Annotated in this window: 17 protein-coding genes; 9 read left to right on the forward strand and 8 right to left on the reverse strand. The window is 62.1% G+C overall.

Annotated elements, in window-relative coordinates:
* Positions 1-26: 26 nt before the first annotated feature.
* The 7 genes from P3T43_RS02490 to P3T43_RS02520 form a co-directional block, all read right to left on the reverse strand.
* The gene (locus tag P3T43_RS02490; protein ID WP_429279432.1) at positions 27-500 is read right to left on the reverse strand and encodes a hypothetical protein; all 474 of its coding nucleotides are present in this window, start codon (positions 498-500) and stop codon (positions 27-29) included.
* Between the two features lie 104 nt (positions 501-604).
* Complete coding sequence (locus P3T43_RS02495) at positions 605-898, reverse strand: DUF971 domain-containing protein (protein WP_429279433.1); 294 nt, start codon at positions 896-898, stop codon at positions 605-607.
* Positions 895-1,890: a HEAT repeat domain-containing protein gene (locus tag P3T43_RS02500; protein ID WP_429279434.1), complete on the reverse strand. Its 996-nt coding sequence runs from the start codon at positions 1,888-1,890 to the stop codon at positions 895-897. Before P3T43_RS02500 ends, P3T43_RS02495 begins: the two co-directional genes overlap by 4 nt.
* Before the next feature lie 128 nt (positions 1,891-2,018).
* Positions 2,019-2,264, reverse strand: a complete 246-nt coding sequence (locus P3T43_RS02505) for a 4Fe-4S dicluster domain-containing protein (RefSeq protein WP_429279435.1) — start codon at positions 2,262-2,264, stop codon at positions 2,019-2,021.
* A 16-nt stretch (positions 2,265-2,280) separates the two neighbouring features.
* The gene (locus tag P3T43_RS02510; RefSeq protein ID WP_429279436.1) at positions 2,281-4,023 is read right to left on the reverse strand and encodes a fumarate reductase/succinate dehydrogenase flavoprotein subunit; all 1,743 of its coding nucleotides are present in this window, start codon (positions 4,021-4,023) and stop codon (positions 2,281-2,283) included.
* Positions 4,020-4,790, reverse strand: coding sequence for a GntR family transcriptional regulator (locus tag P3T43_RS02515; protein ID WP_429279437.1), 771 nt, complete (start codon positions 4,788-4,790; stop codon positions 4,020-4,022). The genes P3T43_RS02510 and P3T43_RS02515 overlap by 4 nt, the downstream gene beginning before the upstream one ends.
* 301 nt (positions 4,791-5,091) lie before the next feature.
* Entirely contained in the window at positions 5,092-5,409 is a 318-nt protein-coding gene (locus P3T43_RS02520) for a hypothetical protein (protein ID WP_429279438.1), read from the reverse strand.
* Positions 5,410-5,733: 324 nt separating this feature from the next.
* Between P3T43_RS02520 and P3T43_RS02525 the strand changes: the two genes are divergently transcribed.
* The 6 genes from P3T43_RS02525 (at position 5,734) to P3T43_RS02550 (ending at position 13,790) form a co-directional block, all read left to right on the forward strand.
* Complete coding sequence (locus P3T43_RS02525; protein WP_429279439.1) at positions 5,734-6,012, forward strand: transposase; 279 nt, start codon at positions 5,734-5,736, stop codon at positions 6,010-6,012.
* A 206-nt stretch (positions 6,013-6,218) separates the two neighbouring features.
* Entirely contained in the window at positions 6,219-7,076 is an 858-nt protein-coding gene (locus P3T43_RS02530; RefSeq protein WP_429279440.1) for an EAL domain-containing protein, read from the forward strand.
* Between the two features lie 278 nt (positions 7,077-7,354).
* Positions 7,355-9,748 (forward strand): YjbH domain-containing protein, encoded by a 2,394-nt coding sequence (locus tag P3T43_RS02535; protein ID WP_429279441.1) that lies wholly within the window; start codon positions 7,355-7,357, stop codon positions 9,746-9,748.
* A 20-nt stretch (positions 9,749-9,768) separates the two neighbouring features.
* Positions 9,769-10,494: a carboxypeptidase regulatory-like domain-containing protein gene (locus P3T43_RS02540; protein WP_429279442.1), complete on the forward strand. Its 726-nt coding sequence runs from the start codon at positions 9,769-9,771 to the stop codon at positions 10,492-10,494.
* 355 nt (positions 10,495-10,849) lie between these two features.
* Positions 10,850-12,418, forward strand: coding sequence for a mannose-1-phosphate guanylyltransferase/mannose-6-phosphate isomerase (locus P3T43_RS02545; protein ID WP_429279443.1), 1,569 nt, complete (start codon positions 10,850-10,852; stop codon positions 12,416-12,418).
* Between the two features lie 268 nt (positions 12,419-12,686).
* Positions 12,687-13,790: a sugar transferase gene (locus tag P3T43_RS02550; protein ID WP_429279444.1), complete on the forward strand. Its 1,104-nt coding sequence runs from the start codon at positions 12,687-12,689 to the stop codon at positions 13,788-13,790.
* Positions 13,791-13,876: 86 nt separating this feature from the next.
* Here the strand turns inward: P3T43_RS02550 and P3T43_RS02555 are convergent, their stop codons facing one another.
* Positions 13,877-14,581, reverse strand: coding sequence for a hypothetical protein (locus P3T43_RS02555; RefSeq protein ID WP_429279445.1), 705 nt, complete (start codon positions 14,579-14,581; stop codon positions 13,877-13,879).
* Here P3T43_RS02555 and P3T43_RS02560 point away from each other — a divergent pair.
* From P3T43_RS02560 to P3T43_RS02570, 3 genes are read left to right on the forward strand one after another with little or no spacing between them, the layout of a single operon-like run.
* Positions 14,580-15,737: a polysaccharide biosynthesis/export family protein gene (locus tag P3T43_RS02560; RefSeq protein ID WP_429279446.1), complete on the forward strand. Its 1,158-nt coding sequence runs from the start codon at positions 14,580-14,582 to the stop codon at positions 15,735-15,737. The two genes, P3T43_RS02555 and P3T43_RS02560, sit on opposite strands and share 2 nt — an antisense overlap.
* Positions 15,737-16,192, forward strand: a complete 456-nt coding sequence (locus tag P3T43_RS02565) for a protein-tyrosine-phosphatase (RefSeq protein WP_429279447.1) — start codon at positions 15,737-15,739, stop codon at positions 16,190-16,192. The genes P3T43_RS02560 and P3T43_RS02565 overlap by 1 nt, the downstream gene beginning before the upstream one ends.
* Complete coding sequence (locus tag P3T43_RS02570; RefSeq protein WP_429279448.1) at positions 16,189-18,405, forward strand: GNVR domain-containing protein; 2,217 nt, start codon at positions 16,189-16,191, stop codon at positions 18,403-18,405. The genes P3T43_RS02565 and P3T43_RS02570 overlap by 4 nt, the downstream gene beginning before the upstream one ends.
* Position 18,406 lies beyond the last annotated feature (1 nt).

An 18,406-nucleotide genomic window follows, 5' to 3' on the forward strand; every position in this document is an offset into this window, starting at 1 on the left:
GTCGCTTCAGGAATTCGACGCCAGTCTTACGCCGGGTTCTTCGCGTGATCTTTGTCGCGCATCGCCGCGACATGCTGCTTGGCCGCCTCGTTGCTGTGCGACAGACCGCGCAGCGCCAGCGTGGCGGCCACTTGCGTCTCGTGCGCAACGGCACTGCGGTCCTGCTCGAATTGCTTCGCGGCGGTGCGCAGATGGCGGGCTGCCTGCTCGTGAAGCTCGGCTGCGATGGCGTGGTGCTGTGCGGCGCTCGTGTTGCTATCGGTGGTGGCGGTGGTTGGCGGCACGACCAGCGGCGCGCCGGCCTGATGCTTGTGGGCCTCGTTCGCCCGCTCGATGGCGTGCAAGGTGTGCCCGTGCGCCATCATGGCCTGATGGGCGGCATGAGCGAAGTCTTTGCCGTCCTCGAAGTGCCGTGACGCTTCGCGGTGAAATCGCCCCGCCTGCTCGTGATGCGATGCCGCTGCGTCGAGATGTTCCTTTTTGCTGGGTTTGGTCGTCATGTCTGTCTCCTGTGCGCCTGCTCTCCTGGGTGGGCCCACACGTTCGACAAGGTGACGTGGAGAACAAGGGTTGGCGTGTTCCCCAAAATAGCACTAATCGGCAGCTATGGCGACGCCGCCTCTGCCAGCGCCTCAAGATACGTCCACGGATAGATGCCGCGCGCGTGGCCGTCGCTGAAGACGAGTTGCACGCCATAACCCATAGGCTGGACGTCGGTCAGCACCACATCGGGAAAGGGCTGAAGCGTGCCGCCATCGAGCACGATGCGACGGCATTGCGCGCACCGACAGGCTTGACGCAACTGCGCATGAGCGATGCGGCGTTCGCGTCCGTCGAACCCTTGCAGGGTCAGTGTACGCGTGGTGGCGTCCATGACGATTCGCTGTGGCGCGCTCATGTGGCAGCGCCTTCGATCTGTTGCAAGGCGATGCGGACCGCCTTGCGCACGTCCGGATCGCGATCCTGCAGCGCATCGCGCAGTGCGGGCAAGCTCTGTGGATCGCGCAGTTCGCCGAGTGCCAGCGCGGCTTCCTTGCGCAGGTTGCTGACTGTATGGGTGAGGAGGGCGGCGACCGGCAGCGCGGCGCCGGGCTGACCAAGCTGACCGAGCGCGCGCACTGCCCGCAGGCGCACCTGCCAGTAGTCGTCACCGAGGGCGGCGATCAGCGGGTCGCGTGCCGAGGCGGCGCGCAGCTTGCCGAGCGTCGTGGCGCCTTCCTCGCGCACCTGCCAGGCGTGGTCGTGCAAAGCGCCGAGCAGCGCGGTCGTCACGACGGTATCTGCGGCCGGTGCGAAACCCAGTGCGCCGACGGCCGCGCGCCGTACATCGGTTTCTGCGTCCTCCGTCGCCAGCGCGGCGAGCGGCGGCAACGCGCGCGCGTCTTTCAGCCAGCCGAGTACGCCGACCGCTTCCAGCCTGACAGTGGGCGCGTGATCCGCCAGCGCATGCAGGGCCGGCAGGAAGGCGTTGCTGTAGCGCAGTTCGCGCAGCCCTCGCAATGCCGCCGCCCGCACGAACGGCTCCGGACGTTCGACCCAGTGGCTTAGCACGGCTCCCGACGCCGGATCTTTTAACTCGGTAAGACTCTGTGCGGCGGCCGCGCGGACTGCGTCGTCTGTGTCGAGCAGCGCGCCGCAGAGGGCTTCGACAATCTCTTCCTGTTCCCACGACGCAAGCACGCGCGCCGCTTCGAGCCGGACCTCAGCGGCGGGATCGTCGCGCAAGGCGGCAACCAGCGCGGGCAGCAGTTCGACTTCTTCGAGGTCTGCGATGTCGAGCAGTGCGATGCGGCGTACGGCGGCGTCTTCGTCGGCGAGACGCGCAAGCAGCGCGGCGCTCTGCGGATCGGATGCGTCGAGGAGAGCGGCGATGTTGGACGGCACAGTCATGGCTTGAGGGGTCGAAACAGGATGAGGGATCGGAACGTCACAGCTTCGAAGCGGCGCGACGCGTGCGAACAAAACGTGGGGCGCTCAGGACTCCGACAAATGCGGATGCACCATGGCGCGCCGGCGTCCTAGCGCAGCAGGTAAGGAATGTCCACCTTGACTGCGTCGGTGGGGCAATCGCGCTCGCAAGGCATGCAGTACCAGCATTCGTCGAACTGCATAAAGGCTTTTCCCTTGCTCAGATCGATCGCAAGCAGGTCCAGCGGGCACACGTCGACGCATACCGTGCAGCCTTTGTCGGCAATGCAGAGGTCTTCGTCGATCGTCACCGGGGCGCTGCTGCGCTGAAGAATATCGTGGGGCGTATAGGACATGATGGCCTCGTGTCGATTATTCAACCGCTGCGGCGAGCGCGGCGGAATCGCGGATGCGGAGTTTCTGGTAAGCGCTGCGCTCGTCGTCGGCGAGCGGCACGATATAAGGCTCGACCGCGCGCTTCTCGCTCGTCATGCGGCCATGCTCGTCCTTGCGCAGATGCGTGTGGCAGAACCACTGTGCGTCGTCGCGCTGCGGAAAGTCGACGCGGTGGTGATAAAGACCCCAGCGGCTTTCGGTGCGAAAAAGCGAGGCACGTGCAGCCATTTCCGCGCAGTCGCGAATCGCGCGGACTTCGGCCGCACGCATCAGTTCGTGCGGATTGAGCGCACGGATGGAGTCGATGTCCTCCGCGATTTCGTCAAAACGTTGCAGGCCGATCTCCATCTTGCGCGTCACTTTGGGCGGCTGCAGATAGTCGTTCACCATGCGCCGCAGCTTGTATTCGACCTGCGACGGCGCGTGGCCATTGGCGCGTTCGAGCGGCGCATAAACGCGCGCGCGTTCCGCCGCGACCTGCTGTTCGTCCACCACTGCGTGCTCGCGGCCAGCTACGTAGTCCGCCGCATTCTGACCGGCAAACCAGCCATACGTGAAGGCGCCGAGCATGTAGTTATGCGGCACCGCCGCCATGTCGCCCGCCGCATACAGTCCCGGCACGGTGGTTTCGGCACGCGCGTTGACATAAACTCCGGAGGCGCTGTGCCCACTGCAAAAGCCGATCTCGGAGATGTGCATTTCCACCATCTGCTGCCGGTAATCGGTGCCGCGCCCCGCATGAAAGCGTCCACGGCTCGGACGTTCGTTGGTGTGCAGGATCTGCTCGATCGTCTGGATGGTTTCCTCGGCGAGGTGGTCGAGCTTCAGGAACACTGGCCCATTGCCGCTTTGCAGTTCCTGATAGAACTCCCACATCATCTGACCGCTCCAGTAATCGCATTCGATGAAGCGTTCGCCCTTACCGTTGGCCGTGAAGCCGCCTAGCGGCCCGGTGACATAGGCGCAGGCCGGCCCGTTGTAGTCCTTGATCAGCGGGTTGATCTGGAAGCACTCGAGGTTCGCGAGCGCGGCGCCGGCGTGATAGGCCATCGCGTAACCGTCGCCGGCATTGGTGGGATTTTCGTAGGTGCCCATCAGATAGCCCGACGAGGGCAGCCCCAGGCGTCCCGCGGCGCCGCAGCACAGAATCACCGCTTTGGCGCGCACCACGTAAAAATCCGCGGTGCGGCAGTCGAAACCGAGTACGCCGCAGACACGCCCTTGCGCATCGATCAGAAGACGCGTCGCGACGATCCGGTTGGTGAGGGCAATCCGCGCCCGTTTGAGCTGACGGTACAGCACTTTCTTGATGTCGTGGCCCTCGGGCATCGGCAGCACATACGAGCCCATGTGATGGACCTTCTTGACCGCATAGTCGCCGGTGCCGTCCTTCTCGAACTTCACGCCCCAGCGATCAAGTTGTTCGATCGTCGTGAAACTGTGCTTCGCGTAGGCATGGACGGCTTCCTGGTCGACAATGCCGTCATTGGCGATGGTGATTTCGCGGGTGTACTGCTCGGGTGTCGCGTGGCCAGGAATCACGGCGTTGTTCAGGCCGTCCATCCCCATCGAAATTGCGCCGCTGCGCTTGACGTTGGCCTTTTCCAGCACCAGCACCTTCAGGTCCGGATTGCGCTCCTTCGCCTTGATGGCGGCCATCGGTCCGGCCGTACCACCGCCCACGATCACTACGTCGTACTCCAGAACATGCGTATTCATGGTGCTTTCCTCGCGTTGCGGCGCGGCTTGCGACGATCGGTGCGCAGCCGGTATTGGAACGCGTCGCCGCGGAAGTAGAGATATTCGTAATCGATGGGCGTGCCCGCCGCATCGTGCGTAAGGCGCTCGATGCGCAATATCGGACTGCCCTCCTCGACCGGCAGCGCGGCGGCGATTTCATCGTCGGCGAGAATCGCGTCGATCGCCACGTCGGCATGGCCGAGCGGCACACCGCAGTCGTTTTCCAGAATCAGGAAAATGTCGCGGGTGACGAGGTCCGAATTGGCGAGACGCTTGCCGAACACTTCGGGTAACCAGGTAATTTCCAGCGACACGGCTTCGCGATTGAGCAGCCGCACGCGATGGATTTCGGCCACCGGTGAGCCCTCTGGAACATTCAGTTTGGCGGCGACATGGCGGCTCGCTTCGACAATCTGAAAACTGCGTAACTGGTTGACGATTTCGTAGCCCATCGACGACATGGCCTCGCCGAACCCCTGCAGCGAAGTCACATTCTGGAATGCCTTCGGCTTCGAGACAAAGGTACCCTTGCCATGCAGCTTGAAAAGCAGGCCTTCTTTCTGCAGATCGCCCAGCGCCTGGCGCACCGTGATGCGGCTGACGTCGAACAGGGCGCACAGTTCGTGCTCCGAAGGCATCTGACTGTGCGGTGCGTAGGTGCCATCGAGAATCCGGCCGCGCAGGGTGTCCTTGATCTGCTCGTAAAGCGGCTGCGGCGAGAATGGCAGGAGATTGGTCTTGGGCATGAGGAACTTGTTATAACAAGATGAAAATGCAGTGTAGTCAAGGCTCCTGCCGGTTCAAACCAAGCATTTGCGATATCCATTAGCGGTTTTGCTGATAAGCGCGTCTGGATGAGATAGCAGGCGCTGGCGCGGGCCGCCTTCCTGCTGTTGAGAGTGGCCATTGCAGCCGCGTACGACGGCGCAGGCGCCGATTGCGGCGTTGCGCCATGGCAGAGAGTGGGGGTGAAACGCGCGGCCCCTGCAGCGGCGATTTTTCGCCGGGCACAGACCCTGTGCTGCGAAAGCGAGCCGCCGCGCGCAATTACCGTCTGAAACCCTTCATCGCTTCGGCTTCGATGGCAGCCGTCCGTTCCTCGCTCGCCTCGATGGGGTCCATGGCATCGTCGATAGAAAATGCCGCGCGTTCGGCGGTGGCTTCTGTTTCGTCGTCCGCGAAATCGAAAGCCTCATCGTCGTCGCCCGGGGGTTCGAGCATGTCGGCAATCATGGCCGCTAATTCCGGTGTATTCCACGGCGCGCCATGGCGTTTTTTCTGCTTGATATAGTGCCGGATCTCAGCATCCTGCTCTGCGGTCAAAGGAAGGCCACGAAACGTGTTTTGCGGAGTAGCGTCGGTCATGGTACCGCTCCTTGCTCGTCATATCCTGAGTGTATTCCCATTGGGTCAGGATCATTCACTATTGAATACGGGTTTGGCCGGCCGCGCCGAATGGCTGGGCGCTACACGTATAGCCAACTATCGTTAAGCATGCGCAGAACTTGCGACTCACGGATCGACGGCGTGCGCAAGAAAAATAATACAGAAAAAATCCTGCGGGTAGACACAGTTGAATTGCCGTTCGCGAGACTTCGAACTTCAGGTTTTCACTGGCTTTAGAATTCCGGGTGCGATATTTATAGGGGAGCAGTGAGCCTGCACCATCTATTTCATTCGTCGAATCCCGTGATAAAAATCCCCTTGTCCGATGACGCATGGATGCGCGTCGAGCATCTGTTTATCGAGTCCCAATCGCCGCGCGGAAGACCGCGCCGGGCGCCACGCGAAATCCTGAATGCCATTCTGTGGATTCAGCACACCGGGGAGAAGTGGCATCGACTCCCCGCGAGTTTCCCGCCGCAGCAGACCTGTTACGCGCGCTACATTGCATGGCGCCGGGCAGGCACGTTACAACGCGCGATGGACCTTCTCGGTATCCGGCAGTGCGGTGACGCGGCGGCGTAACGCCGTAACGCGCGCGACGTAACACGGCCGCAGAACGTGTCCGTCGGAACGTTCTACGAGCCGTCGCTCATCCCTGACTCAAGACTGTAAATCCCTGTTCTAAAAGAGTTTTTCCGCTTCGGGGCACGCCGCTGCCGGAGACCAATGAAAATTGGCATACAAGTTGCTCTCAGAGGTTTGTTTGGCAACTTGATGAAGGCAAGCCCATGCAGACTCAGCAGATATGGAATCAGCCCGAGCGCCAGCGCGATGGCGCGTTTGCAACTGCAATCTTCGGTCAGCAGCGCTATGCGCTACCCGATGGAGACGTACGGGACAGTTTGGGCGATCGCGTGGCCGAGGGGCTGGACGCGGGCGAATTCCATTTGATGTTTCAAGGTGTCTATCAGGTCGGCACGAGACGCCTCGCGCGGGCCGAGGCGCAAGTGCGCTGGATGCATCCGCAGTATGGGCTATTGCTGCCAGGTGCTTTCATGTCGCAGATCGAGCAATCGGATGTCGCCTATCAGATGAGTTGCTTCATGGTTGAGCGTGCCTGTCACGAACTGAGTGTTTGTCTGGCGCGGGGATTACAACCGTGTCCGGTGTCGATCACCGTTCAGCCCGCTGTGGCAATGTCCGAGTGCTTTGCGCAGGACATCCGCGAGATCGCGCAGTCTCATGGCGTTGCACCGAATCTGCTGGAACTGGAACTGCCCGAGAGCGAGGATGCGGCGCGGATTCTCTCGGTGCGCGCACTCACGGAGGACGTGAGAGATCTGGGCGTGGGGATTTCATACGGGGAATTCGGCGCGGGACGGGCATCACTTGCGAGCCTGGCTGCGCTTGATGTCGATACGGTCAAGCTGACGCGCGAGTGGGCGGCGGCGGTACCTGGCGACGCCCGCTCCTGCAAGATTGTCGAGGCCATGTTTGCGTTGTTCGAAACGCTGGACGTGCGCGTGATCGTCAGCGGGGTTGAGACGCAAGAGCAGGCGCAGTGGCTGAGCCGGTGGGACAGGGTGCTGGTGCAGGGCGGATTCCTCTCGCGGCCGGTCCGCGAACTGGCGGGAATCGTTGCGTAACCGTGGTGCACGGCCACGCAGGAGCGAAGGAGTGTGGGGCGACCCGGGGGGCGTCGAAGTTCACATTCCGGATGCTCGACGTCAGCTGTAGGACTACGAATCAATACATTCTTTGATTGTTACGCTGATCCGGGGAAAGGCGGCTCTATCGCGGCGGGGTGAAGGTTCCGCGTTGAGCGCCTGAGACGCTGTCTTCGTGGGATCTTTGCAGGTTCACGGAGGCGGTTAAAGAAGCTTGTGTAACGACAACGCGCCAAGACGCGCACAAGAATAAACAAATGCACAAAAGACCGCCTGCACAAGCACCCAAATGCATTCCGACCGCGATCGCGCTTGGCGCGGCCCTGGTCTTCTCCCTTCCGGCACAGGCCGTAGACCCAGCCCTCAACGCGCTCGGTCAATCCGGAGGACTGGTCATTCCCTATGGCTTCACCTTGCCATCCGGTGTCGCCGAAGCGCAATACAACGATTACCTCGATCCGCGCTACGGAAAGGAAGCCACGGGCTCGCAGATCTACTGGGGCGCGTTTGGCCTGTTTCCCTACGTGGAGGTGTCGGCAGGGCTCGCGAACTATCCGGGCAATGTACCGGCGCTGCTTCCCGGCGCCGATCACTTCATCCTTCGTCACCTGATGGCTGACGTCAAAGTCGAAGTGCCGCGCTTTTTCCGGTATCAGCCAGATATTGCATTTGGCGTAACGGACGTGGGCGGTCAGTCGCACTTCTTTCGTTCCAAGTACGGCGTGATGTCGCAGGCGTTCGGGCCGGCCACGCTGACGCTCGGCTACGGGCAGGGCGACCGTCTGGACGGTGTGTTTGGCGGCGCGCAGTTGGCGCTCTGGAATACCGGGCTGTCGCTGCTGGCTGAAGACGATGCAAAGACTCCCTATGCCGGGATCCGCTACCAGTCCCCGGCAATCAGTTGGCTCGCCGACGCGAGCCTGGTGGGCACCTTGATGGGATCGGTGCGCAGGACCGATGGTGTGGCGCCACGTGCCTCCGTTTCGATTGGTGTGCAGATTCCGCTAGGAAGGCGGTTCAGTGCCCAGCGTTGTGTCGATCCTCTGTGCAAGGACGATTCAGCGGGCACGACGGCGGCTGAAAACGATGAGAGCGACCGTCACGCTATTGCGCTACACAATCTGCCGCCGCTCGCCATGACGAGCGCTACCGCCAAAGACAATGGCCGGGCGGGTGATGCGATTGCCTACGTTCCGCCGCTGCAGTCGTATGCTTCGGTTGTCGTCAGCGAAGAACCATCCGTTATCCCTGGCACTGCCGCGCCGGCCGTGCCAGTGGTGCCGCAGGCACTGGACACATCCGCGCTGGAAGCCATTGTGCACCGGCTCGTCGAGGCGGGACTCGAGCGCGTGCGGGTCGGTGTCAGCGGAAGCGATCTGATCGTCGAATACGAAAATCACCGCTATAACCAGAACGAAGCCGACGCACTGGGCGTCGTGCTGGGCGTCGCAAGTGTCAACGCGCCGCATGGCATCGAGCGGATTCGTGCCGTGATCAAGAAGGCGGACGAACCCATTGCCGAGGTCAGCGTGGATCGCAATGCCTATGCCCAGTTCGTTGCGGGTGGGGCGCCGGGCCTGGCGAGCGGAACGCTGACGATGCACTTGCGTCCCACGTACGACGCCGATGCGATCACCTGGTACGGCGATGCGCGCAGCCATGGACTCACGCGCATCCAGATCAAGCCGGTCACCAGTTATCTGTACGGCACCGAGTACGGCAATTTCGATTTCTCGGTGGGAGCAGACGTCGAAGCGTTCGTGCCGCTGTGGCGTGGCGCGGAACTGTACGGCAGTTATATCGCGCCCATCTATAACACGAAAAACATGAACGACGGCCGCGTGTTTGGCGAATACCGTCTGCGTGGCGGCCTAACGAGTGCCGCGCTGGCCCAGAGCTTCTGGGTGATGCCGCAGGTGTTCGACGCGGTGGCAGTGGGCAAATTCGATTACGACTACCTGGGTGTCGAGAACGAGACCACTGTGTTCGTGCCGGGACGGCCGGACCTGGTGCGGTTGAGGCTCGCCTATCTGCATCAGGAGCCGGGTCACGAGGCGTTGCCCGACGAGAAAAACGCGGTGCTGACGTACCGCTGGGTACAGCCTGCATGGAACATGTGGATCGAAGCGGGCGTGGCCCGCTATGTCGACGGCGACAAGGGCCCACTAGTCACACTGACGCGCTGGTTCGATGACGTGTCGGTCAGTGTGTCGGCCGAGCACAGCGGCGAGGGGACCTTTGTTGGCGCGGCCATCAGTTTCCCGCTTACGCCGCGTCAGGGCATGAAGCCGGGTATCAGTCAGCTGGACGGAACGGGACAGTTCGCGCTCGATTTCCGCACGCGTATCAGTTCGCGGAACTATCTGAATACCGTGGCGGCGCAGAACCTGGACTTCCCCTATAGCACACAGGCGCTTGACCTGAACCAGGGGCGCTTCAGCGCCGAGTACTTTGCGACGCAGCTCTACCGGATGCGCGATGCCTACGTTCGCTATACGCGACCTGATGACGACACACCTACAGCGCAGCCGCATACGCAAATGGAGACGCCTGAGCCCTCAAGCTCGGCAGCCTGCGAGCCGGGTGCCTGCCCCATCCATTCACAAGACGTAGGCGAGGGACAGGCCCTTGCGCCTGTCAATTATCAATGACGTCCTCCAGGAGAAAATCGATGAAGCTTTTTAACGCCGCCTCGCTGCAGACCTTGCGATTTGGATCCGTTGCGCTCGCAACCAGTGCGTTGGTGGCGTGTGGCGGTGGAGGTGGCTCGCCGAAAGGCACCGTGAGCGGAACCGCCGCAGTCGGGGCCGCACTCGCCAATGCGACTGTTCAGTTGACCTGCAAGAGTGGCGCAGGGAGCACAACCGCCAATGCAAACGGCGCCTATTCCGCGTCGTTCCAGTTTGAAGGGCCCTGTTCGATCAGCGCAACGAGCGGTGCGATCACGCTCAATTCGTTCGCCGCAGGCTCGGGGACCTTCAATGTGACGCCACTCACACAGCTGTTGTTGAGCTATCTGGCAGGCGAACTGGGCACGACGGTGGACGGCTTGCTCGCTGGAATTGCCACGAATGCGACCTATCAAAACGCACTGACGAACAGCACCTTGATTGCAAACGCTGAGGACGGCGTGGCCAAGCTGCTGCGGACCATGTACGGTGTGACGCTCTCGACTACCTCGTTCCTCACGGCGTCTTTCACGCCGGGACAGCCTGGAGCCGACGCAGACCTGGATACGCTGATGGCCGACGGAGCGATCGGCAGCGATGGACAACCGGCCAGCACCCTGGTCAACGCTGCCTTTGCGGCGGGGACGGCGGTCGGCAATGGTTCTAGCGGGGCTTCCAGCGGCACAGGGACACCGACGGGTGGTGTCGGTGGCACGAGCGGCACGTAAGCGGTCCACGCAACGTATGCGCGTCCTTTGAAAAAAACGTCGCGCAGCAGGTCACGGGCACGCGTGCACTCTTGCACCCGTCTGCTCGTGACGCGCAGTAACCACAGCAATCACGTTTCAACGTTCCCATTGTGCGTAACACCACCGGCCACGCTACGTAACATCCCGGCCTTCCAAAGCTTGAGCGCGCGGTCGATAGCGCCTGTCACCCCCCCTCGCAACGACGAAGAGCCTTGTTTGAAAAGGCCTTTTTTGTTGCGCCGCGAAATGCCCTCGTGTTGCAGACCCCATTGGCACGGGATGTGCAAACAGGTTGTGAAGACAACAAACCACATCAACACGGGGAAGCGCAATCATGGGTACAGAAAACCGCAACGAGCATGGCAGCGACATCGAGGTACTGGACGGCCCCTGGCATCTGGGCGAACAGAGGGCATTTGGTCAGGCTGCTGCTTGCGGAGTGTCGGCGCATGAACACGAGAGCGATGTCTGTGCCGTGATTCTGGCGGGTGGTTCGGGTACCCGTCTGTGGCCATTGTCGCGCGAGCAATATCCGAAGCAGTTGATCGGATTGCTAAAGACCGAGTCGCTTCTGCAACAGACCGTCCGTCATGTCGAGGGACTGGAAACGAACTATCCCTGCGCTGAACGCATGCTGGTGGTATGCGCAGAGGCACAACGATTTATCACCGCACATCAGTTACGCGAAGTGGGCGCGGCCGCGCAGATCGTGCTTGAACCGGCGCGCCGCGATACCGCTGCGGCACTGACGGCCGCGGCGCTCATGCTGACGCGCGAGGGCCGCGACTCGATCATGGTCGTGATGCCGGCTGATCATGCAGTAGACGACTCCACCGCGTTCCGTCGCGCGCTGAGCGCCGCGACCCATTACGCGGATCAAGGCAACATTGCGACGCTCGGCGTCGTACCGACGCATGCCGAAACCGCTTATGGATACCTCAAGATCGGTGCGCCGCTGAGCGCGTTTGGCGGCTACAAGCTTGATGGTTTTGTCGAAAAACCCGGCATCGAACTGGCGCAGCGTTATGTGTCCTCCGGCACGCATTGGTGGAACAGCGGCATCTATGTGGTCCGGGCAACGACCTGGCTGGCTGCGATCGGAGAACTCCAGCCTGCCATCTTCGCTGCGTGCCGGCAGGCCGTCGAAGGTTCGAAAATGGATGGCGAGTTCTGCAGGCTTGACCCGGATGCATTCGCTGCATCGCCGGCCGATTCAATCGACTACGCCGTCATGGAACGAATCGGCAATCTGCGCAATGAGGTTGCCACCGTCGTGATTCCACTTGACGCGGGCTGGTCCGATGTCGGTTCGTGGGATGCCGTGGCGAATGCGCTTCCCAAAGACGAGGCGGGCAACGGGACGCGGGGGCAGGTGATGCTGGAACGCGCGTCATCGACGTTCGTACACGCCGAAGGACGGCTCGTGGCCTGTGTGGGGACGCGCGATCTCGTGGTGGTCGAAACCGCGGACGCAGTGCTGGTGGTCGCGAAAGACGCCGTCCAGCATGTCAAGGGTCTCGTTTCGCAACTGAAGGCGAGGCAATGCCCGGAGGCCGACGCGCCGCGCAAGGTGCACCGGCCGTGGGGCACCTATGAGTCGGTGGACCACGGCGAGCGCTATCAGGTCAAACGCATTGTTGTGCAACCGGGCGCCTCGCTGTCCCTGCAGATGCATCATCACCGCGCGGAGCATTGGATCGTCGTGCGGGGCACAGCGCTCGTGACGCGCGGCGAAGAGACGTTCCTGTTGAGCGAGAACGAATCGACCTATATCCCGCTTGGCGTCAAACATCGCCTTGAAAACCCGGGAAAACTCCCGCTCGAGTTAATCGAGATCCAGTCGGGTTCCTATCTCGGCGAAGACGACATTCAACGTTTCGAAGATCACTACGGCCGCGCATGACATTGCGCTGGCCTGGTCTTTGCTTATTAGGGTGTGGACCACGCAGCAAACCGTTGCAACGAAACGCAAGATAGCGCTGAAGTCCAGACCAGATCGAGCTCTGACGATACACCCAGGGTTTTTCAGGCGATAGCGTGCAACGTGACGCGTCATTCGTGTTACGTAACGCTCGACCGGCTAGAACGTTTGAATAAAAAAATGATGCTTCAGATAAGGACTACTGATTCAGTAGTCGGTTGAATTGAGATTGTGGACCGGGGGTTAAAAAATGTCGGGGATCATTACACGCGTGCTGGACGGCGTGCTTATTGTGTTGGGCGCGCTCGGGGCGATTCATCTCAACGATGCCAATGCCGGAAGTCTGCTGCATTTCGACGGATCACTCGTGGCGTTTGCCGTCGCACTGGCCTTATCGGTCTTTCCGGCTTGCGGCACCTACCGGCCGCCGCGCACGCAGTCGCTTCTGAACATGATGAGCCGGACGATTCTCGCCTGGCTGGTGGTTCAGGCCTGCGGTTTCGTGCTGCTGTACGTCCTGCATCGTGCACATCTCGTGTCCCGTCTGTGGTTCCTCTACTGGACCATTACCAGCGGCCTCGGCTTGCTGATCGCCCGCACGCTGGCGCTCGGTGTGCTCACGCTGTTCTGGCGTCTCGGCAAGCGCGCCCATTGTGCCGCGTTGCACGGTATCGGCGCGCATACCGCTTCACATACCGCATCACATACCTCTTCGCTCGCAGACGATCACGCGGTTGCAGGTTCGGCTCGACGCACCGTGAAGCGCGGCTTCGACATGATCTGCGCACTCTTAATGCTGGTTGCGTTGGCGCCCTTGTTCGCGGTGGTTGCCGCACTGGTGCGACGCGACGGTGGTCCGGTCACTTTTGGGCACGAACGCGTGGGCCAGAACGGGCGCAAATTCCGCTGCCTGAAATTCAGAACGATGGTGGTGAATGCGGACGTCGTACTGAAGGAACTGCTCGCCAATGATCCGGCAGCTCGCGCGGAATGGCAGCAGGACTTCAAGCTGAAAAACGACGTACGGGTGACCGCAATCGGCCGCTTTCTCCGCCGCACGAGTCTCGACGAACTGCCGCAACTGTGGAACGTCGTGCGCGGCGATATGAGCCTCGTCGGCCCGCGTCCGGTCGTGGAACAGGAACTCGAACGATACGGTCACGACGTTCGCTACTACCTGATGGCGAAGCCGGGCATCACGGGCTTGTGGCAGGTGAGCGGGCGCAACGATGTCGACTACGCGAAACGTGTGTCGCTCGATGTGTCGTATGTCCAGCGCTGGTCGCTCTCGCAGGACGTGGCGATTCTGCTGAAAACGGTCGGCGTCGTGATGCGGCGTGAAGGCGCTTACTGAATCGTTGGCGTCGAGCTGCGCCGCCCGGAGGCGCTGCTCAGGCGCCAACGATCCGATCGGCGTCAGGTAATGCCGATCGCGGGTTCCTAGTTGGCGGTGCCGGGCGCGGCGGATTCGGGGCTTGAATAAAGCGCCTTGCTGTTCCAGCCATCGTATTGATAAGGATTGCTGGCGTTGCTGGCCGCCGTGCTGTCTTTGTGCTGGGTGCTGAAACGGGCGAGTTTCTGGCGGTTGGTGAGGTGCTTACCCGAACTTACCGCATACGGATCGCGCGGCTTGGCGGTGGCTGAGGCAGCTGCGGAGGCGGCAGAAGCGGGCAGTGCTGCGGAGGCGGGCTGCGGCGTCATGGCTTCGATCTGGGAACGCGCTTCGGTATGACTGGCCGCGTCCGGATGAGCGGGGCGGGACTGCTGGGATTGTGCGGTTGCTATGAAAGCTGTAAGCGAAGCGAGCACGGCGGTGAAGCGAACAAGTCTTCTCATGTCGAGGCGAAGAAGTTTGGAGTACGGAGCGGCCGGCAAGCCATCGGAAGTGTGGTGACCGGAAGAGCGTTTAAAAGGCGGGATCAGCAGCGTTTGTTGAGTTCCTGCCACTGATACTAATGGGCCAGAAGCGATGTTACGTAAACAATCCGAAATGCGAAAGCTGGGGTTTCCTGGTGCGGACCATTCCGCGCGAATTCCCGGTGTCAACGAACCGGCCGGTTCACCCCTCCCAGACCGAAAACATGACACGCGGGCGGCCAGAGCCGCGCGCAAACGCTGCCTCGCCGGCTTCACGCTGTTCGCCATGGCGCTGTCCGGTTGCACGTTTGCGCCCGGCATGACCTTCAAGGCGGCCGGCGGGGATGGCCGGGCCGCTGCGGCGCTCAGTCGCGAAACCGCCAGCAGACCACCCGCCGCCAGTGGTTCGGGCGCAGGCGCGGACGTTGCCGCGGCGTCCACGAGCGACGCGGCGCCCGCAGGCGCGATGGTGGAAATCAACACCGGACTGATTGCGAACGAGCGCGCAGCGGTGGTGCCGGGCATTCCGCGCGACGTGCAAGACCTGTTTTCCAAAGCAGGTCCCTATGCCCTCGGACCCGGTGACGTGTTGAGCATCATCGTATGGGACCACCCGGAGCTCAATATGCCCGTGGTCACAACTCCCACGGGGATCGACGCATCGGGCTCGAATGCGGTGGTCTCGGGGTACACCGTCGATTCGAGCGGTTCCGTGCAGTTTGCGTATGTCGGCGCGCTCAAGTTGAGCGGTCTGACGGAAATGGAAGCACGCGATCTGCTCGCGAAACAGCTTGGGCGCTACATCCGCAACCCGCAAGTGACGCTGCGCATTCAGGCCTACCGCAGCAAACGTATCTACCTTGATGGCGAAGTGCGCGTGCCCGGCTTGCAGGTCATGAACGACCTGCCCATGACGCTGCCGGAAGCGATCAACCGGGCGGGCGGTTTCACCCCGCAAGGCGACCGCTCCGTCGTGGCCGTGACACGTGGCGACAAGACGGTGGTGGTCAACCTCGCCAGCATGATCGAGCAGGGCATCAATCCCGACAACATCATCCTGCGTGACGGCGATCTCGTGCGGGTCTTTTCGCAGAACGACAGCAAGGTTTTCGTGCTCGGCGAAGTGGGACATACCACCACGCTCACGTTGAACAACGGACGTCTGAGCCTCAACGAAGCGCTGGGCGACGCCGGCGGGATCAGCCCCTACTCGGGCGACGCGGGTCAGGTGTACGTGGTACGCAGTCCGAAATCCGGAACGCCCACCGTGTTTCATCTGGATGCCACCTCGCCGGCGGCGATGGCGCTCGCGAATAACTTCGAATTGCAGGCGAACGACGTGGTGTTCGTCGACGCGTCATCCCTCGTGCGCTGGAGCCGGGTGGTCGGGATGTTCCTGCCGAGCGCCCAGACCCTGGCTACTGGCCGGAGCATAGCTTACTGATGAAACCCATTCTGGTGATTTGTACTGCGAACGTCTGCCGCAGCCCCATGGCCGAAACCGTTTTCAGACAGGCGCTACCCGATGCCCGCGTGCTGTCGGCGGGAATCGATGCCGTGCCCGGCATGTGCGCAGATCCTCGGGTCGTCGCGTTGCTGGCATCCGTTGGGATGCATGTCGGCGAGCACCGCTCCCAGGCACTCTACTCATGGATGATCGAAGCGTCCTGGCCAGTACTCGTGATGAGCGAGCGCCAGAAGCGGGTGATCGAGCGACGCCATCCCGCTGCGCGCGGGCGAGTGTTCCGCCTGCTGGAAGAGCGGGACATCGACGATCCGTACAGGAAAGGTGCGGAGGCCTATCAGGTCGCGCTACGCAGCATTTACGAAGGCGTCGAGCGCTGGTCGTGGCATCTGTCGCGTCTCACAGCTGAATCGAAGTTAGGAGTTTGCGCATGAACCCACTCAATGCACCGATCGACTATGTGGACGCCGACGAGCGGCCGCCGGAACATCTCGGCAAGTATCTGGACGCGCTGTACGACAACCGCAAGCTGATCGCCGCGGTGACGGGATGCGTGCTGCTGATCGGCATCGCGTATGCCGTGCTTGCAGAGCCGGTGTATCGGGCCGATATCCTGGTCCAGGTCGAGGAAAATCCCAGTTCGACGAAGAATCTGTTCGGCGACGCCGGGTCGATGTTCGATGTCAAGACCGCCGCCTCGGCCGAAATTGAAGTGCTCCGCTCGCGCACGGTAGTGAGCCGGGCGGTGGATAACCTCGGCCTCTTCATCCACGCTTCGCCGCGCTACGTTCCGGTGATCGGGCGCTGGATCAGCGACCATGCGGACGGTGTGTCGACGCCGTGGCCCGGTGGCTACGTATGGGGCAGGGAGCGTATCGACGTGCCGGTGTTCGACGTGCCGGCGAATCTCTACGAACACACCTTCACGCTAACGAGAGGAACGGGGCGCGCCTACGAACTCGTCTACGGCGACATCCGTCTGCATGGCGAAATCGGGCAAACGCTGCGAGCGACGACCGCCACCGGCCCGCTCGAATTGCTGGTTGACGACATTCAGGGGAACCCGGGGGCCACTTTCCAGCTACGCAGATCGTCGCGCCTCGTCACCATCGAGAAACTGCAGGACGACCTGACGATTGCGGAGAAGGGGAAGCAGTCCGACGTGATCGGCGCGACGCTCGACGGCACGGATCCGAAGCGCACCAGCGACATCCTGAACGCGATCGGCACCGAGTACGTGAGGCAGAACGTCCAGCGCAAGTCAGCGGAAGCGGAACATTCGATCCATTTCCTCGAAGCGCAATTGCCGGAACTGAAGACGCAGCTGGAGACCTCGGAGAGCCGCTTCAACACGTATCGCGCAAGCCACGGTACGGTCGATCTGAGTGAGGAGGCGACCTCCTTGCTGCAACGCTCGGTGGAGGCGCAAGCACGCCGTGCGGATCTGCAGCAGAAGCGCGAGGATCTGCTGGCGCGCTATACCTCGGAACATCCGGCCGTCCTCGCGGTGGATGCCCAGTTGCAAACGGCGCAGGCGGAAATCGAGCGGATTGCGGGCGAAACGCGTGCGTTACCGCCGCTCGAACAGGACGTGTTGCGGCTGCAGCGTGACGTGCAGGTCAACACCGACCTGTACACGAGTCTGCTCAACACGCAGGAGCAGTTGCGGCTCGTGAAGGCGGGCAAGGTCGGCAACGTGCGGCTGGTCGATACGGCCGCGGTACCGGAAGAGCCAATCCGGCCGAAGCGCGCGCTGGTGATTGCGGGCGCGCTGCTGCTGGGGCTGTTCATTGGCGTAGGGGTTGCGTTGACGCGGCGCAAGCTGTTCGACGCGATTGACGATCCGTACGAAATCGAGCGGCTGACGGGGCTGCCGGTCTACGCGAGCGTGCCGCACAGCCGCAATGAGGAACTGCTGACGCGCTCGCGCCGCGTATCGCCCTCGAAGGGGCTGGTCCTTGCCGGGTCGGCCAATACCGATCCGGCGATCGAGAGCTTGCGCAGCTTCCGTACCGCGCTCGAATTCACGATGCACGAGGCGCGCAATCGTCTGGTGCTGATCACGGGACCGACCCCCGCGATCGGCAAGTCGTTTATCTCGCTCAATCTGGCGGCCGTGGTCGGCGCTTCCGGCAAGCGCGTGCTGCTGGTGGATGCGGATCTGCGCAAGGGATTTCTGCACCGGCACATCGGCATCGAACGCGGACCGGGCTTGTCGGAACTGGTGTTAGGCACGCATCGCGCAGACGAGGTGTTACAGAAGGATGTCTTGCCAGGGGTCGACTTCATTTCGCGGGGCAGCTATGTGCCGAATCCAAGCGAGGTGCTCTCGCACGCCAACCTGCATGTCCTGTTCACGCGTCTCGCCTCGGGCTACGACGTGGTGCTGTGCGATGCGCCGCCGATCCTGCCGGTGGCCGAGACGACGGAACTGGCGCGTCTGGCCGGAACGATGTTCATCGTCGCGCGGCAGGGTGTAACCGGGATTGGCGAGATTCGCGAGTCCGCGCGCAAGCTTTCGCAGATCGGGGTGGAGATTCGCGGCGTCATCTTCAACGGGCTGCGCCTGCGACCCGGACGATACGGTTACGGCTACGGGCGATATCGCTACTCAAGCTACAACTACGAACCCTACGCCCAGGACTGAC

The sequence above is a fragment of the Paraburkholderia sp. GAS41 genome (assembly GCF_050436545.1).
Classification (GTDB): Bacteria; Pseudomonadota; Gammaproteobacteria; order Burkholderiales; family Burkholderiaceae; genus Paraburkholderia.